The following is a 25,982-nucleotide window of genomic DNA, read 5'->3' on the forward strand; positions in this document are numbered from 1 at the left end:
ACTCCTTCGTGATGCGGGGTCATGTGCTGCAGTACCGGGGTGCCCTACGGCCGGTAGGTGAAGATCTCGGTGTCGAAGTGGTTGTAGCCGGCATAGTCCACCAGCTCGTACAGCCGCGCGCGCGTCTGCATCTCGCCGACCACCCCGTCCTGCGTCCCGGTCTCCCGGATCACGTCCAGCGTGCGCTCCGCGGCCCCCATCGCGCTACGCAGGAGGGTCACGGGATAGATGACGATCTGCACGCCGACGGACACGAGCTGGTCTCGCGTGAACAGCTCGGACTTGCCGAACTCGGTCATGTTGGCGAGCACGGGCACGTCGACCGCGGAGGCCACGGCCTCGAACTCGGCGAGGTCGCGCATGGCCTCGGGGAAGATCGCGTCGGCTCCCGCGTCGACGAGCGCCTTGGCCCGGTCGATCGCAGTCGCGAGGCCCGCTGCTCCGTCGAGGCTCGCCCGGACGTCGGTGCGCGCCATGACGAGGAAGTTCGGGTCGCGCCGGGCGTCGACCGCGGCGCGGATCCGCTTGGTCGCGGTCTCGAGGTCGACGGTCGCCTTGCCGTCGAGGTGGCCGCACCGCTTGGGGTTGACCTGGTCCTCGATGTGGCAGCCCGCGACGCCCGCGTCCTCGAGCGTCTGGATGGTCCGCGCGACGTTCATGGGCTCGCCGAACCCCGTGTCGGCGTCGACGATCGCGGGCAGGTTCGTCATGCGCGCGATCTGCCCCGCACGCGTCGCGACCTCGGTGAGGGTCGTGAGGCCGATGTCCGGCAGCCCGAGGTCCGCGGAGATCACGGCCCCCGAGATGTACACGCCGTCGAAGCCCTTGTCCTCGATCAGCCGCGCCGAGAGCGGGTTGAACGCACCGGGGAGCTGGAGCAGCTCACCGGCGGCGAGCCGGGCGCGCAGCGCGGCCCGCTTGTCCGACGGCGTCACGTGCGAGTACAGCATCAGTTGCCTCCTGCGGGGGTCGGGTCGGCAGAACCAGCAGAGCCGGCAGTGCCGGGATCCTCGTCGGTCACGTCGCGCATGGTCCAGGAGGCCGAGCCGTCCCCGGGCCCGCTCCCGGCCGGCCCTCCGCCCGGGCGCCCCGTTACCGGGGTGCCGGACGCGCCTGGGTGCGCGCCGCCGTCGGGCTCGCCGCCTGCGGCGCCCTGCGAGGGGCGACCCAGCTCGAAGATGCCCGTGGGCACCGGGACCGCGTCCAGCAGCCCGGGCCGCGCGACGATCGAGAGCTCGCGCACCTCGGCGGGCGTGAGCGACGGGAGGCGCTGCGCGAGGTCGAGGAAGCGCTCGATCTCGGCGGGCTCGAGCACGCCGTCCGCGAGCAGCCGGAACTTGGCGACGTACTGCGCGCGGGCGAACGGGCGTGCGCCGAGCGGGTGCGCGTCGGCGACGGCGATCTCGCGGACGATCCGCCCGCCGTCGGCCAGCTCGATCTCGACGCGACCACCGAACGCCTTCTCGGCCGGGTCGACCGAGTGGTAGCGGCGCGTCCACTCGGGGTCCTCGGCCGTCGTGACCTTGCCCCACAGCGCGACCGTGTCGGCGCGACCGGCGCGCTCGGGCGTGTAGGAGTCGACGTGGTGCCACCCGCCGTCCTGGAGCGCGACCGCGAAGATGTAGGGGATGGAGTGGTCGAGCGTCTCGCGCGATGCGGTCGGGTCGTACTTCTGCGGGTCGTTCGCGCCCGAGCCGATCACGTAGTGCGTGTGGTGGCTCGTGTGGATCACGATGCTCACGATGTTGTCCGGGTCCGCGAGCCACGGGTGCTCGGCGTGCAGCGCGCGCGCCAGGTCGATGAGCGCCTGCGACTGGTACTCCGCCGAGTGCTCCTTGGTGTACGTGTCGAGGATCGCGGTCTTGGGCTCGCCGGGCGACGGCAGCACGACGTCGTAGCGTCCCTCGGGGCCGTCGAGCAGCCACGCGACGACGCCGTCCTCGCCCTCGTAGATCGGTTCGGGCGAGGTCTGCCCGCGCATCGCCCGGTCCACCGCCTCGACCGCGACCTTGCCCGCGAGGGCCGGCGCGTACGCCTTCCACGTCGAGATCTGCCCCTTGCGAGACTGCCGCGTCGCGGTCGTGGTGTGCAGGGCCTGACCGATCGCCTGGAAGATCGTCGTGGTGTCGAGCCCGAGCATGGTCCCGATCCCTGCCGCTGCCGACGGGCCCAGGTGCGCGACGTGGTCGATCTTGTGGGCGTGCAGGCTGATGGCTCGCACCAGGTCCACCTGGATCTCGTAGCCCGTCGCGATGCCGCGCACGAGCGCCGCGCCGTCGCAGCCTGCGTGCTGGGCGACCGCGAGGATCGGCGGGATGTTGTCACCCGGGTGCGAGTACTCGGCCGCGAGGAACGTGTCGTGGTAGTCGAGCTCGCGGACCGCGACGCCGTTGGCCCAGGCGGCCCACTCGGGGCTCGTGCGGGTCGCGAGCGAGGTCCCGAAGACCGTCGCGCCGGGCTCGTACGGGTGCGCGAGGGCCTGCCCGCGGGCTGCGACGGCGGGCGGGCGCGTGAGGCTCGCGGCCGCGACGGCCGCGTTGTCGATCACGCGGTTGACGATCATCTCGACGACCTCGTCCGGCACCTCGACCGGGTCGGTCGCGAGCTCGGCGAGCTTCCACGCGAGCTGGTCGGTGCGGGCGAGGTTCTCCGCGGAGCGGTGGGTCCGCAGGTGGTGGGTCGTGGGCATCGGTGCCTCCGGTGGTCGGGTGCGGTGCGTCGGGGTGCGTCGGGTGGGCGTCCTGCCCGACGGCGCCGCGCGGGCTGGGGGTGCGGGTGCGGTCGGCGGGGGGGGCCGGTGAGGCTCGCGGCGTCGTCAGCCGGGCGGTGGCGCCTCGCCCAGGGCCTTGGCAGCCATGGCCGCGCTGCGCTCGATGTGCTCGCGCATGGTGCGCTCGGCCGCGTCCGGGTCGCCGCTCGCGATGGCGCGGGCCACCGCGCGGTGCTCGTCGACGTGGTCGGTCGTCCCGACGCGTTCGCGCGCAGACAGCGAACGGTAGCGGTCGACGTGCCCGCGGATCTGGCGCAGCAGCGCGGAGCACCAGCGGTTGTCGGCGAGCGACTCGATCTCGCCGTGGAACTGGGCGCCGATGCGCAGCACCTCGTCCTCGTGGTCACGCACGGCGTCCATGAGATCGACGAGGCGAGCGAGGTGCTGGACGTCGGCAGGCCGTGCGCGTTCGCACGCGTCCCGCGCGAGCAGCCCTTCGAGACGGGAGCGGACGTCGTAGACGCGGTGGAGGTCGGTGACCGCGAGCGGCGCGACGCGCACTCCCCCGGTGGGCTGCTCGACGACGAGTGCCTCGGCCTGGAGGAGACGCAGCGCCTCGCGGACGGGTGTCCGGCTGACGCCGAGCTGAGAGGAGAGCACGGGCTCGGTGAGACGTGCGTCCGCAGCGAGGGTGCCATCGATGATCCGGGCCCTCAGGAGGTCGTAGACCGCGCGCGCGCCGGACTGTCGGCGGACGGCGGCGAGTGGCTCGTCGCGCGGTGGGGGCGACGTCGTCGTCGGAGCGCTGGGCATGCGGCCATCGTGCCACAGCACCTGCGTACTTGTATACAACACAGGGCCGGCTGGCCTCAGGTGGCCTCACCCCATCTGCGTGATGTGGACACCAGGAAGCCGTGGAACGCTGAAGAAACCTCAGCGAAGGAGGAACCGAAGGTGAGTACAACTGCTGGCCGCAGCGTCGGACCCACGAGTGAGTTCAGCCTGTTCTTCCACGTCAAGCCCGGCCAGAGCGAGCCGCTCCGGGCAGCGCTCGACGACCTGCAACAGACCCCGGGGTATCTTCCCGGCGACTACGGCATGGCGATCAAGACGATTCACGAGGCACGATTCGTGCTCTTCGACGACGACACGCGACTCGCCTTCATCACCAGCTTCGACGGTCCCTGGGACGCCTACATGGACGACTTCTTCAACTCCGGCCCGACGCTCGCGCTCTTCGACCTCATCTTCAGGCACACCGAGGGTTACAACGGCCTGCCGGACCTCGCCACCGAGAAGGCGTTCATCCTCGGAGCGCAGGAGCGTGCCGCCGCCTACGCACGCAACTACCCCGGCACGGTGAAGGAGATCCTGAAGGCGCAGCGCGTGAACGCGGCCTTCCAGAAGGTGCTCGATCACCCCGACGCCGCGGCCGCGCTGCAGCACCCGGCACTCCGGCCGCTCCTCGACGAGGCCGGAGACTGAGGTGTCGGATCACATCTCGGGCCCGCGGGCGTTGGCCAACTCGATCGCCGACATCACCGACGTCTTCGCGTTCCCGAGCCCCGACCGGCCGCAGCACCTCGTTCTCGTGATGAACACCCTGCCGTTCGCCAAGATCTCCGACGCCCTCTCGGAAGGCCTGATCTACCGGTTCCGGGTGCGGCCCCTCACGGCAGCCGCGCCCGGCGACCACGCCCCGTTCTCCGCAGGCCCGGAGCACGATGCCGAGGAGTTCGTGTTCGACTGCGTCTTCTCTCCGCCGACCAGCGCCGAAGGCCAGCCGTTCGAGCAGGAGGGCACCTGCACCACCCCCTCCGGCGAGACCGTGTCGTTCCGCGTCAACGACGAGGACGGCGGTTCCGCGCACGGCGTGCGGGTCTTCGCCGGTGCGCGCTGGGATCCGTTCATCCTCGACGCCCCCGCGGCGCTGAAGACCGTCGCGATCGGCGAGCTCGCCTTCGCGGAACGCGGCTCGATCTACATGGACGGCAAGAACGTCCTGGGACTCGTCGTCGAGATCGACCCTGCGCTGCTGGGCGGCGCCACGTTGGTCGGCGTCGTCGCCGAGACCCTGACGCGCGGCGTGTTCAACGTCCGGATCGAGCGCGTCGGGCGACCCGAGGTGAAGAACCTGATGCTCGGGCCGATGCAGTTCGATCGGGTCAATCAGGACCTCGAGATCCGCGACCTCTACAACATGGAGGACGCGTTCCACATCCAGCACGGCTACGAAGGCGCCTACCGGGCACGGCTCGACGCCAACCTCGCGTTCTGGGACAGCCTCGACGGCAAGACCGACTGGCCGACGAACGACGGCGTCCATCCGCTCACCGAGCTCGTGCTCGCCGACTACCTGGTCATCGATCTCTCCAAGCCCTACCAGGAGAAGGGTTCGTTCCTCGAGATCGAGCTCGCCTCCCGCAGGGGACGAGCCCACGCGACCTGCGGAGGGCGCACGATCAACGACGACGTGATGGACGTGTTCTTCACGACACTGATCAACGCCGGCAACGGACCGATCATCCGCGACGGGGTGGACGGCTCGTCCCGGCCGGCCTCGCAGACCTTCCCGTACCTCTCGGCTCCCAACCCCCGTCCGCCAGAGAAGCCGGAGCACCACTGAGCATGGCTGAGACGGGGAGCGTCACGCTCGAGCTCGATGACATCCAGAGTGGCGCCCTGCACGAGCGCCCCTCCCCCTATGTCGGCGCCTACCTGATGCTGCGCATCGACGACCGCGCCGACGGCCAGGAGCTCGTCCGGCGGCTGACAGCCCTCCTGAGCTCGGGGACGCAGTCGCTCGATCCCGCCAACGACGCCTGGTTCACCGTCGCGTTCACCTACCACGGGCTGAAGGCGCTCGGAGTTCCTCAGGATTCCCTCGACAGCTTCGCGCCGGAGTTCCGTGAAGGGATGGCCGCGCGGGCGGAGCACCTGGGAGACATCGGCGAGAGCAGTCCTGAGAACTGGGAGAAGCCGCTCGGCACTCCTGACGTCCACATCGCCATCGCGGTCATCTCCCCCGACGCTGAACGACTCGAGGCCGTCGCCGAGAAGGCTCGCCTCGCCCACCAGGAGCTGGAGGGCATCACGGTCGTCTGGCGGCAGGACTGCTATCAGCTCCCGACCGGGCGCACCTCGTTCGGCTTCAAGGACGGGATCGGCCAGCCGGCCGTCGAGGGCAGCGGCAGGGCGCCGTCGAACCCGCACGAACCGCCGCTCAAGGCCGGCGAGATCATCCTCGGCTATCCCGACGAGACCGGCGGGCTGCCGCCGATGCCGAGCCCCGACATCCTGGGCCGCAACGGCACCTACGTCGTCTTCCGGAAGCTGCACACCAAGGTGGCGGCCTACCGGCAGTACCTCCGCGCGCGGGCGACGAACCGTGAAGAGGAGGCGCTGCTCGGCGCGAAGATGGTCGGACGCTGGCAGAGCGGAGCCCCGCTGGCCGTGACGCCCGACGTCGACGACCCCGAGCTCGGCAGCGATCCGCAGCGGAACAACGTCTTTCTCTACGGCGACGACCCTCGTGGCTTCAAGTGCCCGGTCGGCGCCCACGCACGACGCGCCAACCCGCGCGACGCGCTCGCCGACGACGGCAGCACGGACGTGCGCCTGCACCGCATGATCCGGCGCGGCACGAGCTACGGCCCGATGCTCCCCGACGGCGAGCTGGAGGACGACGGAGCAGACCGCGGCATCATCTTCGTGTTCGCCGGCGCCCACATCAAGCGGCAGTTCGAGTTCGTCAAGACCCAGTGGCTCAACGACGGGATCTTCATCGGTGCCCCTGGCGAGGCGGACCCGATCGTCGGCTCCTCGCACCACGCGAGCACCTTCACGATCCCCCGGCGACCGATCCGACGCCGCCTGCAGGACCTTCCGCCGTTCGTGATCACGCGTGGGGGCGAGTACTGCTTCGCCCCGAGCCTCTCGGCCATGCGTTGGCTGGCTGAGCTGCCGCATTCCGTCTCGACCGAGGAGAGCACGCCATGAGCACGACCCCCGAGGGTACCGACCGCTGGAAGGCTCTCGATTTCGCCCCACCGGCCGCAGACGCCCCCGAACCCGAGTCCTCCGTCCTCGTCGAGTACCAGCACGACGACCAGATCGCCGTGGTCACGCTCAACCGGCCGCACGCCGACAACGCGATCACGACCGAGATGGGTGCTCGATTGACCGAGGTCGTCGAGACGATCGCCGTGCGCACCGCCGTGCGCGTCGTCGTGCTCACGGGCGCCGGCGAGCGCGCGTTCTCCGTCGGCAGCGACCTCCGACAGCGCAGGAGCATGACGAAGGAGGACTGGCTTCGCCAGCGCCAGGCCTTCGATCGAACCCTGTACACCGTGCGGCAGCTGCGCAAGCCGCTCTTCGCCGCCGTGAACGGCATCGCCTATGGCGGCGGGTGCGAGCTCGCCCAGAGCTGCGACTTCATCATCGCCTCCGAGAACGCCACGTTCGGGCAGCCGGAGGCGATGCTCGGCCTCTCGGCCGGCGGCGGTTCCCCGGTGTTCCTGCCACGCATGCTCGGGCCGGGCAGGGCACTGCAGATGCTCATGACCGGCGACCCGATCTCCGCGGCCGAAGCACACCGGCTCGGCATGGTCAACGAGGTCCACGACCAGGACGACCTGGCGGCCGCGGCCGCTCGGATCGCGGAGAAGATCGCCGGCAACTCCCCGACGGCGGTCCAAGCCGTCAAGCGGGCCGTACAGCTCGGTGAGGGGCAGCCCGTGGAGCAGGCGATCGCCATCATGATGGACGCGCACTGGCGCTCGGCCGTGCACCCCGACCGCATCGAGGGCATCGGAGCCTTCAACGAGGGCCGAGACCCGGTCTTCCGCGACGCCGACTACTGAACCCGGCCTACGAGGAGGCAGAGCCATGACGATTCCCGACGAGGTCATCCGTGCGCGCGCCGCGCTGCAGATGATCAACCCAGCGCCGTACAACGCGGAGGCGCCGCCCGCGGCGCTCACCGAGGAGATCACCCCGACCGAGCTCCACTACGTGCGCAGCAACTTCTCGCTGCCCGAGCACGACGGCAGGCTCGAGATCGGCGGCGCGGTGGAGCACCCGCTGACCCTCACGCTCGAGGACCTTCGTGCCTTCCCCGCGCACGAACGCGCGGTCACGCTCGAGTGCGCCGGCAACGGACGCCTCGAGATGCGTCCACTGCCCACCGGTGAGCCATGGGGTGACTACGCCGTCTCGACCGCCCGCTGGAAGGGTGCTCTGCTGCACGAGGTGCTGGCACAGGCGCGGCCGCACGACGACGGCGTCGACGTACGGTTCGAGGGCGCTGATCACGGCGCCTACCACCTGGCCGCGGTGCTCGCCGAGACCGACACCGAGGACATGCACTTCGTCCGCTCCCTGCCGCTGGACCACGTCGCCGATCCGGCTTCCGAGATCCTCATCGCGTACGAGATGAACGGCAAACCCCTCGGCCAGGACCACGGTGCGCCGTTCCGGATCGTCGTGCCGCACTGGTATGCCGTGGCGTCGGTCAAGTGGCTCCAGCGCATCGACGTCTTGACCGAGCCGTACGTCGGCGAGTTCCAGACGGGGCACTACATCTACGAGTGGGCCGATCGGGCCCCGGAACCCGTCGACCTCATGCGCGTCAGGGCGCGCGTCACTGCTCCCGCTGCTGGATCGACCGTGCCCGCGGGCGCCGTCGAGGTGCGCGGAAAGGCCTGGTCGGGGACCGGCCCCATCGCACGTGTCGAGGTGAGCCTCACGGGTGCTGGCGAGTGGCGCGAGGCCCACCTCGCTCCGCCGACGGGCCCGTACCACTGGCAGGAGTGGTCGTTCGACTGGGAGGATGCCGCGGTCGGGCGCCACACGCTCCGCGTCAGGGCGACCGATGCAGCGGGGAACGTGCAACCTGACGTACCGCCGTGGAACCGGCTCGGCTACGGCAACAACGCCATCGAGGTCGTCTACGTCGACGTCGTCTGACCAGATCCCACCACTGCGCTCTCGCAGGCCGGAGTCCGGAGGTCCGCTGTGAGGACCGCTCACCCCTCCGGGACCAGACCGCGCGACGTGCCTGCGCAACGGTGGCGTCCACTGCCGTCAGCGGACGCCGGGGCCCGTCTCTCCCTCGGCTGCCGCGTCGGCGAACGGGGTCATCCGTTCTCCCAGCTCCTGGTGCCATGCGGCGAGGCCGTCGAGCGGGACCGGGCTGCGCTTGGTCGATCCGCTCCCCTGGCCCGACCACAACGGCGGATAGACACTGAGCCCCTGGCTCGGCGGGAGCGCTTCCAGGTCGTCGACCCAACCCGGCCAGCGCAGGTCGGCCACGTACTCGGCGAGCCCGCCGCTCACGGCCCACTCCGCGAAGGCACCGAGGCCGAACCCCAGGACGTGCCACTCGAGCGTGTCCGGGGCGAAGTAGTGCACGTCCCCGAGCGGGCCGGGCAGGCCGCCGCCGTTGACCGCGAACGTCCCGCCGAGCACGTCGAACGCGACGACGAGCCTCTGGGGCGCGACGGCCCCCTCCTCCGGGGTGCCCAGGCCGTTGATCGTCGCGAGGTCGGGGAGTCCGTACGCGCCTCCGCCGAGGAGCCGGAGCCAGCCGTGGTCCACCAGGACGCCGCCGGTGTAGAGGGCCAGCGCCCCGAGCGTCGAGCGCGTCGTGATCTGGAGGCGGTACAGGACCTCGGGCGCCCACTCGGGCGGCGCAAGGACCTCGACGCCGGGCCGCTGGAACATCCGGGCGAGCGTGGGCCACGCAGGATCGTCGACCTGCGTCAGATCCGAGACCGTCCTGATGCCCATGACCGGGGATCATGCCACGTCTGGCAGTGAATTCCGACACGTCGCGGAGGATCCGCTACCGGATTCTCCCCATCTGCGCATCTTCTCCGTGCTCAAGGAGGTGCGATCCCCGGAATTCCGGGGCAACTAGACCCCGCGGGGCGTCCGCTCCGTGAGACGGACGGACCCCTCGGCCATCGGCACGGGCACGGTCTCCGCGGCCTCGTCCACCTCGTGGAGAGGTCCTGGGACCGCACCGGCGTCCGGGGCCGCGGGCTGCCGGCGTCCGGCCACGGCCGCGTAGCCGAGGCCCACCACGACCGCTCCCCCGACCAGGTTGCCGAGCCCGACGAACAGCAGGTTCCGTCCGAACTGGCCCCACGTCGTCAGCATCTCGGGGCTGAAGAGGCCGATGCTGAACGTGGTCATGTTGGCGACCACGTGCTCGAACCCCGAGGAGATGAACGCGAAGATCGCCCAGAAGATGACGATCGCCTTGCCGGCCTCCGACCGGAGGCGACCGCACGCCCAGATCGCCGCGCACACCAGGACGTTGCACAGGACGCCGCGGAAGAAGAGCTGACCGCCGGTCTCGTGCGACTTGCCCGCGAGCATCGACGCGATCATCTCGCCCGCGGCGGCGTTGGTGTGCAGGATCCCCGACTGGACGACCATCCACCCGAACAGCATGGACCCGAGCAGGTTCCCGCCGAAGCAGAACAGCAGCGTCCCGACGGCGGAGCGCACCGGGATCGTCCGCGTCACCGCTCCCTGGGTCAGGATCATCATGGCCGAGGTGCTGAGCTCGGCCCCCGCGAAGACGACCAGGGTCAGCGCGACCGAGAAGACGCCACCGGCCACGAGCCGCTCGGCCGGCGCCCCCGCGGCGAGGAACGGCCCGGCCGTGGCGACCATGAGGACTACGCCCACCCCGATGTAGGCCCCGGCGAGCATCGCGGCCACCAGGTAGCGCCAGGGGTGCCGGGTGCCCTCGACCTTGGTGCGAGCTGCTCGGGACTGCTCGGACAGGTTCTCGGTGAGGGTCAGCACCCTTCGATGATCCGCCCGTTCCATCTATGCGTCCCCGGAGGGTCGGCAGATGGAACGGGCGGTCTCAGTCCGGACGCTTCCTACCCGAACGTGAACGTGAAGACCTGCATCCCCGCCGGGACCCCGAGCTCGACCGTCCCCTCGCTCGGCGCGTCCCCCTCGATCACCGGGTAGAGCGTCGGGTTCCCCGAGACCGCGATGTCCCGCCGCTCGACGACCTCCCCGTCTGCGTCGCGGACGGTCGCCACGACGGTGCCCTGGCCACCCAGGACGGTGAAGACGTCGGTGCCGCGGTAGGCCAGCCGCACGCGCGCACCCTCGGACACCGCGGTCGCCCCCTGGAAGTCGACGTCCCACGTCCCGCCCAGCGAGAACGTGTCGGAAGCCTGGTCCTGGGTGAGCGTGAACGCCTGCTCCCCCGCGGCGTAGCGCGGCTCGCCCGCGTAGTTGCCGACCTTGCCGACCGAGAGGTACGTCTCCGGGGTCGTCGCGCCGTCGGGTGTCCCGTCCTCGACCGAGGTCGCGGCCGGCAACGTGACGCCCGGGTTCGCGTCCGCGAGGAGCTCGCGGATCAGCCCTTCGGTGTCCTCGTACCCGCCCTCGCCGAACCGGATGTGCCGCACGGTCCCGTCGGCGTCGATCAGGTACTGCGCGGGCCAGTAGCGGTTCCGGTACGCGGTCCAGGTCGCGTAGGAGTTGTCCTGCGCGACCGGGTACGTGACGCCCAGGTCGTCGGCCCCCGCCACGACGTTGCGCGTCTCGCGCTCGAACGCGAACTCGGGCGTGTGCACCCCGATCACCTCGAACCCCTCGCCCACGTCCTTGTACTGCTCGTACCAGGCGTTCACGTGCGGGATCGCGCGCTGGCAGTTGATGCAGGAGTAGGCCCAGAAGTCGACCAGGACCACCTTGCCGCGCAGGCCGTCGAGCACGAGCGGCCGGTCGCCGGGTGTGTTGAACCACGTGTCGATCCCCCGCAGCGCCGGCGCCGGACCGCAGTCCTCGAGCTCGGAGGCGCCGTTCGAGCACCTCGACAGCCCACGGTTCTCGTCCGTGACGATCCCACCGAGGTCGAGCGCCTCGCGCACCGTCCCGGACGCGTCGACGCGCTCCTGGAGGCTGCCCGTGTAGTCGGGCAGCGCGCGCTGGAGGTAGGCGGGCAGGTTGAACGCGAGCCCGACCGCGAGCGCGATCATGACCACGCCGCCCGCCACGCGGATCCCCCGTGCGTGGCGCTGGAAGGCCTTGACCCGCTCCGCGACCCGACGGCCCGCGAGCGCGAAGACCAGCAGCGGGATCGCCGCGCCCACCGCGAACGACACGGTGAGCGCGATGGTCTCCGGCCCGATGTTCCCCGTCGCGCCCGCGACCGTGATGGCCGCGAGGACCGGTCCCGCGCACGGGACGTACAGGACCCCCAGCCCCAGGCCCAGCACGAACGCCCCGCGGTCCTGGCTGCGCGTCCCTCGTCCCGCACCGAGCGCCGCGATCCTCTGGAACGGTCGTTCGAGCACCTCCTCGAACCGCGGCACGATCATGCCCACGCCGATCACCGCGAGCAGCGTCAGGCCCACCCAGCGCAGGAGGTCCTGCGGCAGGCCGAGCGCCCCGAGGAGCAGCGAGCCGAGCAGGGTGAACACGCTGAAGCTCACGACGAGCCCCGCGATCACGAGGTACGGGCGCCACGAGCGGCGAGCGCCCCGGCCCGCGGCGCCCTGGGCGTCCGCGCCGCCCCCGGCCCGACGGCGCCGCTCGCCGTCCGCCGGCGGGGAGACGTCCGCCGTGGCCGGGTTCGACGGCGCACCCGGTGCCCGGGAGGCAGGCGGACGGACGGCCGTGACGACCTGCCCGCGCGCACCCACCGTCACGGCACCCGGAGCACCCGCGAAGAGCGCGGCCGACGGCGCTGCCGACCCGTCCTCCGCCGAGGGCGACCGGACCTCGGTGGTGGCTCCGTCGTCGGGCACGGTGGAAGCTGCAGGTGCGACGCCGCGGGCGCCCTGCACCCCGCCAGCGAAGAAGATCACGGGCAGCATGGGGAGGATGCACGGCGAGATGCCGGTGATGAGGCCACCGAGCAGACCGATGAGGACGAGGGTTTCCATGGCCGGGGTTCGGCGCCGCGTCCCCGCGGGATGGGTCGAGGGGCCGTCGGACCACCGCGCGGCGACGGCGAGAAGATCGGACCCATCCACCCTCGCCCGGGCTCCGAACCTCCTCCAAGACGCCCCGCACCTGACGGGGCGACGACAACGAGGAGAGACCGATGAACGTTCGAACCCGTACCTCGTACGCCGTGGTCGGCGTCGCGACCCTGGCGGTCCTGGGCCTGTCGGCCTGCAGCTCGGACTCCGACTCGGGGAGCGACGACACCTCGAGCGCGGCCGAGACGACGATGCCCAGCGACGACATGTCCGAGGACGCCATGACCCCCGAGGTGGACCCGGCGGCCAACCTCGTGGGTCCCGGCTGTGCCGCCTACGCCGAGCAGGTCCCGGACGGTGCCGGCTCCGTCACGGGCATGTCCACCGACCCCGTCGCGGTCGCGGCGTCCAACAACCCCCTGCTCACGACCCTCACGGCCGCGGTGAGCGGACAGCTCAACCCCGACGTGAACCTGGTCGACACCCTCAACGGCGGCGAGTTCACGGTGTTCGCGCCGGTCGACGACGCCTTCGCGAAGATCGACCCGGCCACCATCGAGAGCCTCAAGACCGACTCCGACACGCTCACCTCGATCCTGACCTACCACGTGGTCCCCGGACAGCTGACCCCGGACCAGGTCGTCGGCGAGCACGAGACCGTCGAGGGCGGGACCGTGACCGTCACGGGCTCGGGGGACGACCTCAAGGTCGACGACGCGAGCGTGATCTGTGGCGGTGTCATGACGCAGAACGCCACGGTCTACCTGATCGACACGGTCCTCATGCCGACCATGTGACCCCCGACGCCGACCGCCGCGGTTGTCCCCGTGCCGCGGCGGCCGGCCCACCAGTAGATGCACGGGGACACGGACGAGGAGCCGGTCGCTCCGGACGGGATGCCCCGAGCGACCGGCTCCTCTTGTGCGCCCGGCCCTCAGGGGCGGGCAGTCCTGCTGCGGTTCAGCGCGTCAGCGGTCAGCCGTTCGCCCGGCGGCGCGCCCACACGAGCGCAGCACCGCCACCGACGAGCAGGAGCGCGAGGAACCCGGCTGCTCCGGCCGTGGCTCCCGTCGCGGCGAGCGACGGACCGCTCGGCGCCTCGGCACTCACGGGCCCAGGAGCTGCTGCGGCCGGCGGGTTGGCGCACGACGCCGTGCCCTCCGGGTAGCGGACCGTCGTGGAGTAGTCCGGGTTGACCTGGAACAGGACCTCGACGTCCGACCGCGTCCAGGCGTAGTTGCCGTCGGTCTCGACGTAGGTGCCGTCGGACTGCCGCTCCCAGCCGGGCCACGCGCGGGGCTCGTCCGCGGACGCGCCGGGCCACAGGATCCTGCCGTCGAGCGGCAGCCCCTCGACCGTGTAGTCCTCGCCCTCGCCGGGGTTCAGGAACGTGATGCTCAGGGGGCGGTCGCTGTCGGCCTGGTACCCCTCGGGCAGGAAGACCTCGTAGCCGAGGTAGGGCGTGTCGGCCTCGCAGACCGCGCCGATGTCACCGGGGGTCAGGGCGCAGTCCTCGACGGCGGGCTCCAGGTCGAGCGCGAAGGACGCGCTCGCACCGTCCGCGGCCAGCACGTACCCCGCGGACTCACCGAGAGCGAAGCCGTCGGCCGGGTGCGCGACGATCGCGCCCTCGGTCCGCGTGTAGCTGATCTGGTCGGTGCTCTCGGGCAGGACGAAGCGCTCGTCGTCGGTGCCGCAGACCTCGCGGATGGTCGGTGCGACCGGGGGCACGATCGTCAGGGCCGGCTCCTCGGGCTCCGGGACCGCAGGTGTCTCGGGCTCGACCGGGGGCCGGGTCTCCTCGGCGCACTCCGGGACCTCGACGAGGTCGTCGAGGTCGTGGTGCTTGGAGCCGGTCAGCACCTTGCCCAGCGCGGACTTCGGCGGGGTGATGGTCTCTGGCCAGTCGAACGTCCCGTCCTGGCGGATCCTGTCCTGCTGGACGGCCCACCCGTCCCCGCAGACCTCCCGGGGCAGGTCGGACGGGAAGGTGGTGTACCAGTCGGTCCCCGGCTTGTGGTCGACGAGCGTCTGGGGGCCGGAGTTCTCCCACGCGGCAGGCTTCGCGGGATCGGTCTTCTGGTAGACGTAGATGCCGACCTCGTTGCCCGGCGTGGGCGAGGAGGCACACGGCGTGGTCTTGCCCTGCTGCGCGTAGTCGTACTTCTTGCCGTCCGAGGCACGCACGTCGATCTCCCACGAGTGGGCGACCGACGAGTCGGGGAAGGTGTAGGAGGTCGAGTACGAGCGCTGGAAGGTCTCGTTCTTGACGACCTTTCCGTCGACCTTCACGGTGACGGAGTTGTCCTTGGCGGAGTAGGCCTTGAGCGAGACGTCGAGGCCCGTGCAGGTCGCGGAGACCTGCGGGGTGTGGGCGGAGGCGGGGGCCGCGGTGGCGACCAGTCCGCCGAGGGCGAGCAGCGAGGCTGCCGTGCTCGCCAGGAGCTTCTTCACGGGTGGTGGATTCCTTCCGGGGTGATGCCGAGATGCGACGTCGCACGAACGACACGGGGTGGGAACGCGTCGTATTGCATCACCAATACCTAGGCTTTGACAAACCCCGGCATATATCCGGAATCGGACCAAGCAATTACCCGAGAGCGGGCATTGCGGCCGGAATTCGGGTCGGAAATTATCCGAGATCGAGCATCAGGTCTCGAGGACGACCAAGGGGTCGCTCGTCGGCTGCGGCGACCCGCCGGCAGGCTCGAGCGTCACCGCGACTCCCGCGCTCCCGGCGGCCTCGACGAGCAGAGCGGCCGAGCCGTCCCGTGCGTCGAAGACCCCGGCCGAGACCATGCGGTCCCCTTCGACGAGCCAGAGCTGGTAGTCCTCGGCAGCCCCGGCCTGCGGCAGGTCCGAGACCGAGAACAGCACGCGGTCGCCCGAGACGAGCGCGCTCGCGTCCCCGCCCCCGACCATCTCGCCACGGACGATCTCCGCAGCGGGGTCGGCGAGCATCGAGGCGACGGCGTCGGCCTGCGTCTGGAGCCGGACCTGCTCCTGCCGGGCCTGGACCGCGAGCGTCGTCGGGACCGCGACCGCCACGACCGCGGCGGCGACCGCCGCGACGACGGCCCACCGGCGGGGAGGCCGAGCCGAACGGCCCGGGCGTGCGTCAGCCCGACCGGCCTGGACGGCCGCGACCTGGGGCGTCGACGCGACGCGCTCGAGCACCTGGTCGCGGAGCCCAGCAGGCGGGGGCGTGTCGACCGTGAACGCCGCGACCACCGCGCGGTGCTCGTCGAGCTCGCGGCGCGCGTCGGAGTCCGTGGTCAGCAGCCGGTCGACCACGCGGCGGTCCAGGTCGTCGACCGCGTCGAGCGCGTAGGCCGCGAGCAGGTCGCGCGGGTCGTCCGCGCCCGGTCCTCCGGGCCCCGACCCGGTGTCGCGGGTGTCTCCGGTCTGGCCGGTGTCGCGGGTGTCGTCGTCAACCACGGTTCACCCCCAGGCAGTCACGCAGGCGCACGAGCCCGTCACGGATCCGTGACTTCACGGTCGGCACTGCCGCCCCCAGCTCGAGCGCGACCTCGCGGTACGTCAGCCCACCGAAGTAGGCCCGGACGACCGACTCGCGCTGCGTCTCGGTGAGGCTCCCGAGGCACCGGCGCACCGCGGCCGACTCGATCAGCTGCTCGACCTCCTCGGCCACGACGTCGTGCCCTCCTCCGGCGAACCTTCCGTCGACGTCCTTCTGGTCCCGGACCCGGCGGGACTGCTCGGACCGCACCCGGTCCACCGCTCGCCGTCGGGCCATCGTGACGACCCACGTCCGGGCCGAACCCCGGGAGGCGTCGAAACGCACCGCCGTCTGCCACACCTCGATCATCACCTCCTGGGTCACCTCGGCCGCGTGGTCGTGGTCTCGCAGCACGCCGAGCGCCGTGCCGAACACGGCCGGCGCCAGGGCGTCGTACACCGGCGCGAACGCAGCCGGATCACCCCCGGCGCACGCGGCGAGCGCGGCATCGAGAGCATCGGGCTCGCTCGTCCTCACGGGTGGCACCCGACCAGTCTGCCCCAGGCTCCCCGCCGCGGCGCACGGGCGGGACGTCCGCAGGTGCACTGCATCCGCGACGGCTGAGGCACCCAAGGTTCGTCGCGCTCGGGCCTGCGGATGGGTCGCCGGTCGGTCGGGGGCTGCCGCTACCCTCACGGGGTGACCGAGACGCCGCAGCCCACCCGGCTCCATCCCCTCTACGTCGTCGTGGCGGTGCTCTTCGTGGTGCTCGTCGCGCTCGCGCTCTGGGCCACGGCCCGCGGCGACGTCCGGGCCGCTGAGCAGGGGGACGAGCGCGAGGCCGCTGCCGATCCCGCCCGGTCCGAGGACGCCCAGATCCGCGAAGACCTCGAGCGGGATCTCGGGGCGATCGAGGGTGTCGAGTCCGCCACGATCCAGGTCTTCGACGAGGAGATGTTCGAGAACGTGCCACCGCCCTCCCCTGCGGTGACGATCGACCTCGAGAACTTCCGGACCCCCGAGGACACCCAGGCGACCGTCGACGCCGTCTACGGTGTCCTCGCCGGCTCGGGGCTCAGCGGGCCGCCCACGGTCACCGTGGTCGACACGCTGCCCGGCACCAAGGCGACGCTGACGCTCGAACCCACGGGCCCGGGAGACCCCGTCGTCCACGATGCCGTGGCGTTCCTCGACGCAGGAGCCACCTCGGTCCACCTCACGGCCGACAACGCGGCGGTCAGCGGCCGCGACCCGGCCGCGCTCCCCGGGCTGGCCGAGGTCGCGGGCACCCTCGCACGGCCGCTGAACTCCCTCTCGACCGACGGCTACGGGGTCCTGTACACCGCGGGCGTCGACCCCGTGCCGCCACCCCTGCCCGCCGTCCAGCTCCTGGCAGAGGCGGGGTCGCGCGGCGAGTCGAACCAGGCCGTCTACGAGGTCAGGTCCCCCACGGGCAACCCCGTCCCGCTGCTCACCGTCTACGTCGACGGCCCGCCGGCACCCGTCGCGGACTGGTTGCGCGCCTCGGGCCAGGCGGACCTCCTGGGCAGCGCGATCGCCTTCACGGTCTACGGCAGCGAGACGTCCGAGTCCGGCTTCGTCTCGGACCGAGAGCTCGTGAGCACAGACCCCGCGAACGACGAGGCCGACGCCGCGGCCGCGGCCGCCGACGGGGTCCCGCCCTGCACCGGGCAGGACCTCCGAGCAGGGGTGACCGGGTTCGACGCCGCCGCCGGGTCGCGCTTCCTCACCGTCACCGCGGAGAACGTCACCGACGCACCGTGCGCGCTCGACGGGCGCCCCGGGCTGAGCTTCCTGCGCGCCTCGGGGACTGTCCCGGACGTCCTGTCCGAGCCGGAGATCCCCGGGCAGAGCCCGGTCCGGATCGTCGTGCCGCCCGGAGGTGTCGCGACCTCGCAGCTCCGGTGGGGCGCCATGTCGACGGCCAACGACCCCGACCAGACGACGAGCGTCCTCGTCACGACCGTGCCGGGCGCCGACGAGGCGCGCCTTCGCGTGACGGACGTCCCGGGCGCCGAGTCGGGCGTCGACATCCTCGAGGGCGCGCGCGTCGTGGTCGGCGACTGGGTCCGCTCCTCGTCCTGACCCGCGATGTCGGGGCGCGCTCGCGCCCGGGCTCGGTCGCACCACCGCACGGTCGCACCGACTCAGCACGCACGACGGCCGCCCTCCCCGTGGGGAGAGCGGCCGTCGGTCGTGCCAAGGAGTGCGGTGGCTCAGAGCGCCCGGCGCGCCCGCACCGACTCGGCCAGCTCGCCGAGCAGCTCGGCCGTGGTGTCCCAGTCGATGCACTTGTCCGTCACGGACTGGCCGTAGACGAGCCCGCGCGGAGCCGGCGCCTGCGCCCCCGCCACGATGAAGCTCTCCATCATGAGGCCCGTGATGCCGGCCTCGCCCTCGGCGATGCGCGTCGCGACCTCGCGCACGACCTCGGCCTGCCGCACGTGGTCCTTGCCCGAGTTGCCGTGGCTCGCGTCGATGACCAGGCCGTGCTCGACGGCCCCGCCCAGGCCCGAGGACGCGGCCACGCGCAGGGCGGACGCGACGTCGTCGGGCCCGTAGTTGGGGCCGCTGCGACCACCGCGCAGGATGATGTGGCAGTCCGGGTTGCCCGCGGTCTCGACCGCGGCCGCGCGGCCCGCCCCGTCCGTACCGAAGAACGTGTGCTCGCTCGCCGCCGTGATGCAGCCGTCGACCGCGATCTGGATGTCACCGTCGGTCGCGTTCTTGAAGCCGACCGGCATCGACAGGCCCGACGCGAGCTGGCGGTGCACCTGGCTCTCGACGTTGCGCGCACCGATCGCGCCCCACGAGACGGCGTCCGCGATGTACTGCGGGCTCGTGGGCTCGAGGAACTCGGTCGCCGCGGGGACACCCGCGTCGAGGACACCGAGCAGGACCTCGCGGGCGAGGTGCAGGCCGCGGTTGACGTCGTGCGTGCCGTCGAGGTCGGGGTCGTTGATGAGGCCCTTCCAACCGACCGTCGTGCGCGGCTTCTCGAAGTACACGCGCATGACGATCGCGAGGTCCTCCGACAGGTCCTTGGCCACGGCCGCCAGGCGGTGCGCGTAGTCGAGCGCTGCCTCGGGGTCGTGGACCGAGCACGGGCCGACGATCACGAGCAGGCGGTCGTCGTCCCCCGCCAGGACGTCGCGGATCTCACGGCGCGACTGGGTGACCAGGTCACCGCGGGCCGTGCCGAGGGGAAGCTCGGCGAGCATGTCGACGGGGGCGGGCAGCGGGTCGAGGGCGCGGATGCGCAGGTCGCTCGTGGGCGCCTGCAGCTCGTACTCGGGGTGAGAGGTCACGCGTTCCATGGTGTCACCTGCGCCGGTGGCGGAGGTGACCGTCTCGGGGTGACGTTCGTCGACGGTCTCCGCGGAGACGGCGGTCGAGGTCGTGGCGGTCATGCGAGGGCTCCTGATCTGAAGGTGACTCAGACGGAGCCGTGCGGCCTGCTCTGTGTCCGGAGTCGGCCCGTCTGAATGACGAAGGGCCCGGACGCGGTCTGCGTCCAAGGCCCTGTGCTGGCTCCGGGGAAGGTTGGTCAGGCGAACGCCCGCTCGGCCCCTCCAGGAGCCAGCGTAAAGCGCCAATACCAACGAACCGTGTTCACCCGACGACCGTAGCACAGCCGTTTCGGGGACCGGCAGGGCCGTCTCAGACTCCGGTCGGGAGTGCTCGGGGTCGCGCCGGCCCCGCAGGCGGCCGGCACGCGGTCAGCGCGCCGTCGGTACGCGCCGTCTACGCTCGGTCCATGCCGATCCCCGAGTTCGTCGCCGCGCTCCGCTCCCACGTCGGGACCGACCTCCTGTGGATGCCGGGGGTCTCGGGCGTCGTGATCGACGACGACGGACGTCTCCTGCTGGGGCAGCGCGCCGACACCGGGCAGTGGGCGATCGTGAGCGGGATCCTCGAGCCGGGCGAGGACCCCGCGGTCGGTCTCGCGCGCGAAGTCCTCGAGGAGACCGGCGTGACCGTCCGGGTCGACGCCCTGACCGGGGTCACGGTGACCCCGGCCGTCGAGTACCCCAACGGCGACCGCTCGCAGTACCTCGACCTGTGCTTCCTGTGCCGCCCGGTCTCCCCCGCCGCGGCGGCAGCGGCCCACGTGGCCGACGACGAGTCCCTCGCGGTCGCGTGGTTCGCCCCCGACGACCTGCCGGCCGACCTCGCCGCCTCGACGAGCGAGCGTCTCGGCCACACCCTGGGCTACCTCGCGGACCCGACCGCGGGACCTTTCTTCGTCCGGTAGCCCGGTGTGCGGGGCCGCCCGGCAGGACCCACGCACCGGGCGCCCCGCGATGTGCGCGAGCTCCGCGGTCGCCTCACGACCAGCGGAACAGCTTCACCGCGAGCGGCAGCAGCACCACGGTCCACACAGCCATGACCACGAGCTGCGAGAGGGGCACGCCGTCCTCGAACCAGCCCGTCGTCATGGCCTGCGTCGCAGCGCCGAGCGGCGTGTACCCACCGATCGTGCGGAGCACCTCGGGCATGATCGGCCCGGGCGTCCACATGCCCGCGAGGAAGAGCATCGGGAAGTAGAGCGTCATCCCGATCGCCGACGCGGTGCTCGCCTTCCCGGCGCGCGACGCGATGAGCATCCCGAGCGAGAACATCGACAGGATCCCCAGCAGGAAGCTCCCCCCGACGACGGCCGGGTTCGCGGGCGCCGCGAGGTCGAACACCAGGCTCCCGACGAGCACCGCGAGCAGCGCCGCGACGCAGACCGTCACCAGGTTGATGACCACGTGGGCCCCGATGAGCCCCTGCGGCCTCATGGGCGTGGTCGAGAGCCTGCGCAGCACGCCCTTCTCGCGGAACGTCGCGAAGTACACCGGCATGGTCGTGAGCGCGACGGTCGCGACCGCGGTCGCGAGCGCCACGGGCACGTAGACCGCCACGGCGGTCAGCCCTCCCCAGGGCGGCGGGGCGTCGGTGATGACTTCGCGCATGCCGGGGATCGCGAAGCCCACCCCCACGAGCAGCACGGTCGGGAAGAGGAGCGCGAAGAAGACCGTCCCCGGGTCGCGGAGCAGCAGGCGGGCCTCGGTCAGGGTCAGGGTCCGCAGGCCGTGCCACCCGGTGCCCGCGATCTTTCGACGCCGGGGCGCTGCCACCTGCGGGTGTCGTGCCGTCTGCGTGGTCATCGTGCTGCTCCCTCGGTGTCGGACCGGTCGTCGGTCGGTGCGGGGCCCGTCGCCCCCGTGTGGTCGTAGGTCCTGCCCGTGACGTGCACGAACACGTCCTCGAGCGAGCGCGTCACGGTCCGGACGTCGGGCACGACGTCCACCTCGGCGAGGGCCAGCACGACGGCGGGCAGCACCCGCCGCGTCCCGGTCACCTCGATCTCGTGGCCCTCGCGCGCCACGTCCTGGACGTCCGCGAGCCCGGCAAGGATCTCGAGCACGTCGGCCTCCTCGTGGGGCTCGACCCGCAGGCGCAGCACGCGCGTGGTATCGACCGACTCGATGAGCTCGGCCGGCGAACCGGCCGCGACCACGACTCCCTGGTCGATGATGACGAGCCGGTCGCACAGGCGCTCGGCCTCGTCCATGAAGTGGGTCACGAGCAGGATCGTCACGCCGCGGTCGCGCACCCGCTCGACGAGCTCCCACGTGGCGCGGCGGGCCTGCGGGTCCAGACCCGTGGTCAGCTCGTCGAGGATCGCGACCTGCGGGTTCCCCACGAGTGCGAGCGCGATCGACAGCCGCTGCTTCTGGCCGCCCGACAACCTGGCGAACTGCTGGTCGCGGTGCGGCGTGAGGTCGAGCAGGTCCAGGAGCTCGCTCGTGTCGGCGGGCGACTCGTAGAACGACGCGTACAGCCGCAGCGCCTCGGCAACGGTCATGCGGTCGTTGAGCTCGGCCTCCTGGAGCTGGACTCCCAGGAGCTCGCGCACCGAGGCCGGGTCCTTCTGCGGGTCCCTGCCGAGGATCCGGACGGTCCCGGAGTCGGCCTGCCGGAGCCCGGCGAGGCACTCGACGGTCGTGGTCTTGCCGGCCCCGTTGGGGCCGAGGATGCCGAAGATCTCCCCCGGCCCGACGGCGAGGCTCACGTCGCGCACGGCGACGTTGCTCCCGTACGCCTTGCGGAGGGCGACGACCTCGATGGCCGGTGCGGCGCCGTCGGGCAGCGTGCGCGCCGAGCGCGACCGGTGCGTCGACGACGCGGGCGGGACGGACGGGGCGGGATGTGCGGTGGTCATGGTGCCCTCCCTGAGGGTGTGCTCGCCCACCGGGCGGCGCACCGGTGGACCGGGCGCCGTCCGTCGGACGGGATGAGCGTTGTGGTGGGTGCGCCGGTCCCCGCTGTGGGTCACGCCGCGCAGAAGGCGTCGGGGACGCCAGGGCCGTCAGGTCGTGACGGGGGCGATCGCCACGGACCGCGTGACGAGATGGAACGCGAAAGCCGCGGCGGCGAGGGCCGCGAGGCCACCCACGACCGCGGTGAGGACCTGCGCGTCGGCCAGGCCGACGGCCTGGGCGAACGGCCTGCCGAAGTAGCCGCTCTGGAACGCGAGCTCGACGAGGACCACGGGGATCAGCAAGAGCGGGATCGCGAACGTCCCGCGCCACACCCCGAACCCGTAGTACCCCATGCCGATGGCCGCGCCCGAGAGCCAGTACACGCTGCAGAAGAACGCCTGCACCAGGAACGCGGTACCGACCTGGCCACCGTCGACGTAGAGCTGGGCCCGGTCGAGCTCGGGCGACCAGCCCTGCGCCCGGAAGACGAGCCACTCCACGTAGCCCAGGACCGCCGCCACGAGGGCGAACGTGAGCCCCAGGATCACGGCCGTGCACCAGGTCGAACGGATGAACGACCGGCGCGTGCCACCCGCCGCGACGTGCACCGCGATGCTCGCGATAGGCGCGATGATGCCCATGACGAACAGGAAGAACTTCGCCGACCCGCTCACGACGCCGTCGATCACGCTGCCGTCGAGGATGTCGGTGCGCACCTCGACGTAGCCGATGATGCCCGCGATGATCAGCACGATCACCCAGAACCACGCACCGATCTGCCAGGTCCCCGCGGACATCGACCACGTCGCGGTGCGCAGCGACCGTCTCTCGGCCGTACGGCGCACCGCAGCACGCTGCGCCTCCCGGCTGGTGAGGGCCGTGGGGCCCGTCAGGTTCTCGGTCATGATCGCTCCTCCCGGGTCAGGTGCACGAACAGGTCCTGCAAGGGCACCGCGCCGAGCTCGAGGCCCGCCTCGGTCGCAGCGGCCCGCTCGGCGTCGTCGAGCGTGCCGAAGAGCGTGACCTGGGCCGTGCCGCCCAGGCGTTGCCGGGCCAGCACGCGGCGGCCGTCCACGAACGACTCGACCGCGGCCGCCGAGCCCGTGAGGCTCACTCCCCTGCTCCGGACGGACTCGACGCTCTCCGCGAGGAGCACGCGCCCCCGGTCGACGATGACGACGTCCTCGAAGATCCGCTCGACCTCGTCGATCAGGTGGCTCGACAGGACGATCGTGCGCGGGTGCTCGGTGTAGTCCTCGACGAGCGCGTCGTAGAACGCGTACCGGCTGGGCGCGTCCATGCCGAGGTACACCTCGTCGAAGATCGTCAGCGGCGCGCGGGACGCGAGCCCGATGACCGCCCCGAGCGCCGACCGCTTGCCGCGCGAGAGGTCCTCGGGGTTCTTGCGCAGGTCGACCTCGAACAGGTCGACCAGACGGGCCGCGAGGTCCGCGTCCCAGTGCTCGCGCATCTCGGCGTAGTACCCCAGGCTGTCGGCGACCTTGGTCGCCGAGATCGTGTCGCCGCTCTCGCGGACGAGCTGCGTGCCGGCCATGGCCCAGGCGTTCTCGAACGGGTCCTCGCCGTCGACCAGCACGGTCCCGGCGTCGGGGCGGCGCATGGCGGCGATCAGCGACAGGGCTGTCGTCTTGCCCGCGCCGTTGCGGCCGAGAAGTCCCGTGATGGTGCCGGGACGGATCTGGAGGCTCAGGCCGTCGAGCGCCGGGTGCTTCTCGCCCTTGCCGAAGCTCAGCGTCACGTCCCGGAGCTCGACGCCGAACGGGTCGGGGCTGGTGGGGGCGGTCATGGGGTCTCTCCCGTCGGGGTGGGGCGGTCCTGGGGACCGCGGCCGAGGACGTGGTCCACGATCTCGGCGGGCGTGATGCCCAGCAGGTCGGCCTGGACCAGAGCGGGGCGCAGGACCTCGGCGAAGTAGCGGTCGCGATGCTCGGCGAGCAGCTTCTCGCGGGCTCCCGAGGCGACGAACATGCCGACGCCGCGCCGCTTGTAGAGCACTCCCTCGTCGACCAGCCCTGCGAACGCCTTGGCGGCGGTCGCGGGGTTGATGCGGAAGGTCGTCGCGTACTGGGTGGTCGACATGACCTGCTCCTCCTCGGCGAGGTCTCCGCTCAGGATCTGGGCGCGGATCTGCTGGGCGATCTGCAGGTAGATGGGTTCAGGTCCGTCGAACATGGGGCCCATCCTCTCGCCGATCGCACGTTCTATGGTTCGTTACATGAGTAATGAACCATAGAACCCTGGGTGTGCGCAAGAGGCAACGCCGCCGAGAAGTGAGCTGTGGCCCCTGATCCGGTGGGATCAAGGGCCACAGCTCACTTCTCGGCGGCGCTCCACGCACGTGCGCACAGCCCGACGGCGCCCGCCCACCGGAAGGTGAGGGGCGCCGTCGGGCACCGCGGTGCCTGGCCCGTCGCCGGACCAGCGGGACCGACGGGAGACCTCAGCCTCCCGCCCGTCCCGGCAGCACGAGTCAGGCCGAGGCAGCGGCCTTGCTCGTGAGGTCTGCCGCGACCAGCTCCGCGACCTGCACCGCGTTGAGCGCGGCACCCTTGCGAAGGTTGTCGTTCGAGACGAACAGCACCAGGCCACGTCCTCCCGGCACGCTCTGGTCGGTGCGGATGCGGCCCACGAACGACGGGTCCGCACCAGCGGCCTCGAGCGGGTTCGGGACGTCCGAGAGCTCGACGCCCGGGGCCGCCGCGAGCAGCTCGCGCGCACGGTCCGGAGTGATGGCCTGGCCGAACTCGGCGTGGATCGCGAGCGAGTGGCCCGTGAAGACCGGGACGCGCACGCACGTGCCCGCGACCAGGAGGTCGGGAAGACCCAGGATCTTGCGCGACTCGTTGCGGAGCTTCTTCTCCTCGTCGGTCTCCTCCTCGCCGTCGTCGACGATCGACCCGGCGAGCGGCACCACGTTGAACGCGATGTTGCGCGGGAACTTGTCCGGCGCGGGGAACGAGACAGCGCTGCCCGAGTGCACCAGGCCCGTGAGGTCCTGCTCGGCCCCGGCGACCGCCTGGTCGCGCAGCTCGGCCGCACCGGCCAGCCCCGCGCCAGAGACCGCCTGGTACGTCGCCACGATCAGGCGCTCGAGACCGGCCTCGTCCGCGAGCGGCTTGAGGACCGGCATCGCGGCCATCGTGGTGCAGTTCGGGTTCGCGATGATGCCCTTGCGCGCCTCGTGGATCGCTTCCGGGTTGACCTCGGACACGACGAGCGGGACGTCCGGGTCCATGCGCCACGCCGAGGAGTTGTCGATCACGACGACGCCCGCCGCGGCATAGCGCTCGGCCTGCGCCTTGGACGTCGCGCCGCCCGCGGAGAACAGGGCGATGTCGAGGCCCGAGACGTCGGCCGTGGCTGCGTCCTCGACGACGACGTCCTCACCCTTCCAGGGCAGGGTGCTGCCCGCGGAGCGCGCCGAGGCGAAGTAGCGGATCTGCGCGACGGGGAAGTCGCGCTCCTCGAGCAGGCGGCGCATGACGGCGCCCACCTGACCGGTCGCCCCGACGACGCCGACGACGAGGCCTGCAGAGTTCTGGTTGCTCATGGTGGTC

23 protein-coding genes and 1 pseudogene are annotated in these 25,982 nt (G+C 71.8%); 8 read left to right on the top strand and 16 right to left on the bottom strand.

What is annotated here, in order from left to right:
- Positions 1–44: 44 nt before the first annotated feature.
- The 3 genes and pseudogenes from prpB to ACIPWA_RS07915 form a co-directional block, all read right to left on the bottom strand.
- Positions 45–950, bottom strand: a complete 906-nt coding sequence (gene prpB / locus ACIPWA_RS07905) for a methylisocitrate lyase (RefSeq protein WP_400289324.1) — start codon at positions 948–950, stop codon at positions 45–47.
- A gap of 224 nt (positions 951–1,174) precedes the next feature.
- Positions 1,175–2,689, bottom strand: a pseudogene (locus ACIPWA_RS07910) (MmgE/PrpD family protein); the annotation flags it as partial.
- A gap of 126 nt (positions 2,690–2,815) precedes the next feature.
- A complete protein-coding gene (locus tag ACIPWA_RS07915) occupies positions 2,816–3,523 on the bottom strand; it encodes a GntR family transcriptional regulator (protein ID WP_056760726.1) in 708 nt (235 codons plus the stop codon).
- Between the two features lie 141 nt (positions 3,524–3,664).
- Between ACIPWA_RS07915 and ACIPWA_RS07920 the strand changes: the two genes are divergently transcribed.
- The 5 genes from ACIPWA_RS07920 to ACIPWA_RS07940 are packed head-to-tail and all read left to right on the top strand — an operon-like array spanning position 3,665 to position 8,677.
- Positions 3,665–4,195, top strand: coding sequence for a hypothetical protein (locus ACIPWA_RS07920; RefSeq protein WP_400289326.1), 531 nt, complete (start codon positions 3,665–3,667; stop codon positions 4,193–4,195).
- Between the two features lies 1 nt (position 4,196).
- Positions 4,197–5,336: a DUF4331 family protein gene (locus ACIPWA_RS07925; RefSeq protein WP_400289328.1), complete on the top strand. Its 1,140-nt coding sequence runs from the start codon at positions 4,197–4,199 to the stop codon at positions 5,334–5,336.
- 2 nt (positions 5,337–5,338) lie between these two features.
- Positions 5,339–6,709, top strand: a complete 1,371-nt coding sequence (locus ACIPWA_RS07930) for a Dyp-type peroxidase (protein WP_400289330.1) — start codon at positions 5,339–5,341, stop codon at positions 6,707–6,709.
- Positions 6,706–7,572 carry an enoyl-CoA hydratase/isomerase family protein gene (locus tag ACIPWA_RS07935; protein WP_400289332.1) on the top strand — a complete coding sequence of 289 codons (867 nt, stop codon included), beginning with the start codon at positions 6,706–6,708 and terminating at the stop codon, positions 7,570–7,572. The genes ACIPWA_RS07930 and ACIPWA_RS07935 overlap by 4 nt, the downstream gene beginning before the upstream one ends.
- A gap of 25 nt (positions 7,573–7,597) precedes the next feature.
- On the top strand, positions 7,598–8,677 hold the full coding sequence (locus ACIPWA_RS07940; RefSeq protein ID WP_400289334.1) for a sulfite oxidase: 1,080 nt from the start codon (positions 7,598–7,600) through the stop codon (positions 8,675–8,677).
- A gap of 117 nt (positions 8,678–8,794) precedes the next feature.
- Here the strand turns inward: ACIPWA_RS07940 and ACIPWA_RS07945 are convergent, their stop codons facing one another.
- From ACIPWA_RS07945 to ACIPWA_RS07955, 3 genes are all read right to left on the bottom strand, one after another.
- Positions 8,795–9,499 (bottom strand): DUF2625 family protein, encoded by a 705-nt coding sequence (locus ACIPWA_RS07945; RefSeq protein WP_056645087.1) that lies wholly within the window; start codon positions 9,497–9,499, stop codon positions 8,795–8,797.
- Positions 9,500–9,625: 126 nt separating this feature from the next.
- Positions 9,626–10,528 (bottom strand): formate/nitrite transporter family protein, encoded by a 903-nt coding sequence (locus tag ACIPWA_RS07950; RefSeq protein ID WP_400289337.1) that lies wholly within the window; start codon positions 10,526–10,528, stop codon positions 9,626–9,628.
- A gap of 80 nt (positions 10,529–10,608) precedes the next feature.
- On the bottom strand, positions 10,609–12,633 hold the full coding sequence (locus tag ACIPWA_RS07955; RefSeq protein ID WP_400289339.1) for a cytochrome c biogenesis protein DipZ: 2,025 nt from the start codon (positions 12,631–12,633) through the stop codon (positions 10,609–10,611).
- A gap of 161 nt (positions 12,634–12,794) precedes the next feature.
- On the opposite strand from ACIPWA_RS07955, the gene ACIPWA_RS07960 reads away from it, so the two are divergent.
- On the top strand, positions 12,795–13,469 hold the full coding sequence (locus ACIPWA_RS07960) for a fasciclin domain-containing protein (protein WP_056645081.1): 675 nt from the start codon (positions 12,795–12,797) through the stop codon (positions 13,467–13,469).
- A gap of 178 nt (positions 13,470–13,647) precedes the next feature.
- On the opposite strand, the gene ACIPWA_RS07965 is transcribed toward ACIPWA_RS07960, so the two are convergent.
- The 3 genes from ACIPWA_RS07965 to sigK form a co-directional block, all read right to left on the bottom strand.
- A complete protein-coding gene (locus tag ACIPWA_RS07965) occupies positions 13,648–15,126 on the bottom strand; it encodes a hypothetical protein (RefSeq protein ID WP_400289340.1) in 1,479 nt (492 codons plus the stop codon).
- 195 nt (positions 15,127–15,321) lie between these two features.
- Positions 15,322–16,110, bottom strand: coding sequence for an anti-sigma factor (locus ACIPWA_RS07970; RefSeq protein WP_400289341.1), 789 nt, complete (start codon positions 16,108–16,110; stop codon positions 15,322–15,324).
- The gene (gene sigK / locus ACIPWA_RS07975; RefSeq protein WP_400289342.1) at positions 16,103–16,678 is read right to left on the bottom strand and encodes an ECF RNA polymerase sigma factor SigK; all 576 of its coding nucleotides are present in this window, start codon (positions 16,676–16,678) and stop codon (positions 16,103–16,105) included. The genes ACIPWA_RS07970 and sigK overlap by 8 nt, the downstream gene beginning before the upstream one ends.
- 153 nt (positions 16,679–16,831) lie before the next feature.
- Between sigK and ACIPWA_RS07980 the strand changes: the two genes are divergently transcribed.
- A complete protein-coding gene (locus ACIPWA_RS07980) occupies positions 16,832–18,238 on the top strand; it encodes a DUF4232 domain-containing protein (protein ID WP_400289344.1) in 1,407 nt (468 codons plus the stop codon).
- Between the two features lie 131 nt (positions 18,239–18,369).
- Here ACIPWA_RS07980 and ACIPWA_RS07985 read toward each other — a convergent pair whose 3' ends face one another.
- Positions 18,370–19,470, bottom strand: coding sequence for a 3-deoxy-7-phosphoheptulonate synthase (locus ACIPWA_RS07985; protein WP_056646523.1), 1,101 nt, complete (start codon positions 19,468–19,470; stop codon positions 18,370–18,372).
- 440 nt (positions 19,471–19,910) lie between these two features.
- On the opposite strand from ACIPWA_RS07985, the gene ACIPWA_RS07990 reads away from it, so the two are divergent.
- Positions 19,911–20,408 (top strand): NUDIX hydrolase, encoded by a 498-nt coding sequence (locus ACIPWA_RS07990; protein WP_056760753.1) that lies wholly within the window; start codon positions 19,911–19,913, stop codon positions 20,406–20,408.
- A 73-nt stretch (positions 20,409–20,481) separates the two neighbouring features.
- Here ACIPWA_RS07990 and ACIPWA_RS07995 read toward each other — a convergent pair whose 3' ends face one another.
- The 6 genes from ACIPWA_RS07995 to ACIPWA_RS08020 all read right to left on the bottom strand — a co-directional run bounded on the left by ACIPWA_RS07995 (position 20,482) and on the right by ACIPWA_RS08020 (position 25,975).
- A complete protein-coding gene (locus ACIPWA_RS07995) occupies positions 20,482–21,306 on the bottom strand; it encodes an ABC transporter permease (protein ID WP_400289346.1) in 825 nt (274 codons plus the stop codon).
- Positions 21,303–22,364 carry an ABC transporter ATP-binding protein gene (locus tag ACIPWA_RS08000; RefSeq protein ID WP_400289347.1) on the bottom strand — a complete coding sequence of 354 codons (1,062 nt, stop codon included), beginning with the start codon at positions 22,362–22,364 and terminating at the stop codon, positions 21,303–21,305. Before ACIPWA_RS08000 ends, ACIPWA_RS07995 begins: the two co-directional genes overlap by 4 nt.
- Before the next feature lie 147 nt (positions 22,365–22,511).
- On the bottom strand, positions 22,512–23,309 hold the full coding sequence (locus ACIPWA_RS08005) for a hypothetical protein (RefSeq protein WP_354511497.1): 798 nt from the start codon (positions 23,307–23,309) through the stop codon (positions 22,512–22,514).
- On the bottom strand, positions 23,306–24,211 hold the full coding sequence (locus tag ACIPWA_RS08010) for an ATP-binding cassette domain-containing protein (protein ID WP_400289349.1): 906 nt from the start codon (positions 24,209–24,211) through the stop codon (positions 23,306–23,308). The genes ACIPWA_RS08005 and ACIPWA_RS08010 overlap by 4 nt, the downstream gene beginning before the upstream one ends.
- Entirely contained in the window at positions 24,208–24,597 is a 390-nt protein-coding gene (locus ACIPWA_RS08015; protein ID WP_056646520.1) for a GntR family transcriptional regulator, read from the bottom strand. The genes ACIPWA_RS08010 and ACIPWA_RS08015 overlap by 4 nt, the downstream gene beginning before the upstream one ends.
- Before the next feature lie 298 nt (positions 24,598–24,895).
- Positions 24,896–25,975 carry an aspartate-semialdehyde dehydrogenase gene (locus ACIPWA_RS08020; protein ID WP_068625459.1) on the bottom strand — a complete coding sequence of 360 codons (1,080 nt, stop codon included), beginning with the start codon at positions 25,973–25,975 and terminating at the stop codon, positions 24,896–24,898.
- Positions 25,976–25,982: the final 7 nt, after the last annotated feature.

The organism is Oerskovia enterophila (genome assembly GCF_044748475.1).
Classification (GTDB): domain Bacteria; phylum Actinomycetota; class Actinomycetes; order Actinomycetales; family Cellulomonadaceae; genus Oerskovia; species Oerskovia enterophila.

Bases quoted from the DNA above. Each gene is read 5' to 3' on its own strand.
- ACIPWA_RS07945 (WP_056645087.1), bottom strand. From the start codon at position 9,499: ATGGGCATCAGGACGGTCTCGGATCTGACGCAGGTCGACGATCCTGCG.
- ACIPWA_RS07935 (WP_400289332.1), top strand. From the start codon at position 6,706: ATGAGCACGACCCCCGAGGGTACCGACCGCTGGAAGGCTCTCGATTTC.
- ACIPWA_RS07930 (WP_400289330.1), top strand. From the start codon at position 5,339: ATGGCTGAGACGGGGAGCGTCACGCTCGAGCTCGATGACATCCAGAGT.
- ACIPWA_RS08015 (WP_056646520.1), bottom strand. From the start codon at position 24,597: ATGTTCGACGGACCTGAACCCATCTACCTGCAGATCGCCCAGCAGATC.
- ACIPWA_RS07915 (WP_056760726.1), bottom strand. From the start codon at position 3,523: ATGCCCAGCGCTCCGACGACGACGTCGCCCCCACCGCGCGACGAGCCA.
- ACIPWA_RS07940 (WP_400289334.1), top strand. From the start codon at position 7,598: ATGACGATTCCCGACGAGGTCATCCGTGCGCGCGCCGCGCTGCAGATG.
- ACIPWA_RS07990 (WP_056760753.1), top strand. From the start codon at position 19,911: ATGCCGATCCCCGAGTTCGTCGCCGCGCTCCGCTCCCACGTCGGGACC.
- ACIPWA_RS08020 (WP_068625459.1), bottom strand. From the start codon at position 25,975: ATGAGCAACCAGAACTCTGCAGGCCTCGTCGTCGGCGTCGTCGGGGCG.
- ACIPWA_RS08010 (WP_400289349.1), bottom strand. From the start codon at position 24,211: ATGACCGCCCCCACCAGCCCCGACCCGTTCGGCGTCGAGCTCCGGGAC.
- ACIPWA_RS07955 (WP_400289339.1), bottom strand. From the start codon at position 12,633: ATGGAAACCCTCGTCCTCATCGGTCTGCTCGGTGGCCTCATCACCGGC.
- ACIPWA_RS08000 (WP_400289347.1), bottom strand. From the start codon at position 22,364: ATGACCACCGCACATCCCGCCCCGTCCGTCCCGCCCGCGTCGTCGACG.
- prpB (WP_400289324.1), bottom strand. From the start codon at position 950: ATGCTGTACTCGCACGTGACGCCGTCGGACAAGCGGGCCGCGCTGCGC.
- ACIPWA_RS07985 (WP_056646523.1), bottom strand. From the start codon at position 19,470: ATGGAACGCGTGACCTCTCACCCCGAGTACGAGCTGCAGGCGCCCACG.
- ACIPWA_RS08005 (WP_354511497.1), bottom strand. From the start codon at position 23,309: ATGACCGAGAACCTGACGGGCCCCACGGCCCTCACCAGCCGGGAGGCG.
- ACIPWA_RS07995 (WP_400289346.1), bottom strand. From the start codon at position 21,306: ATGACCACGCAGACGGCACGACACCCGCAGGTGGCAGCGCCCCGGCGT.
- ACIPWA_RS07960 (WP_056645081.1), top strand. From the start codon at position 12,795: ATGAACGTTCGAACCCGTACCTCGTACGCCGTGGTCGGCGTCGCGACC.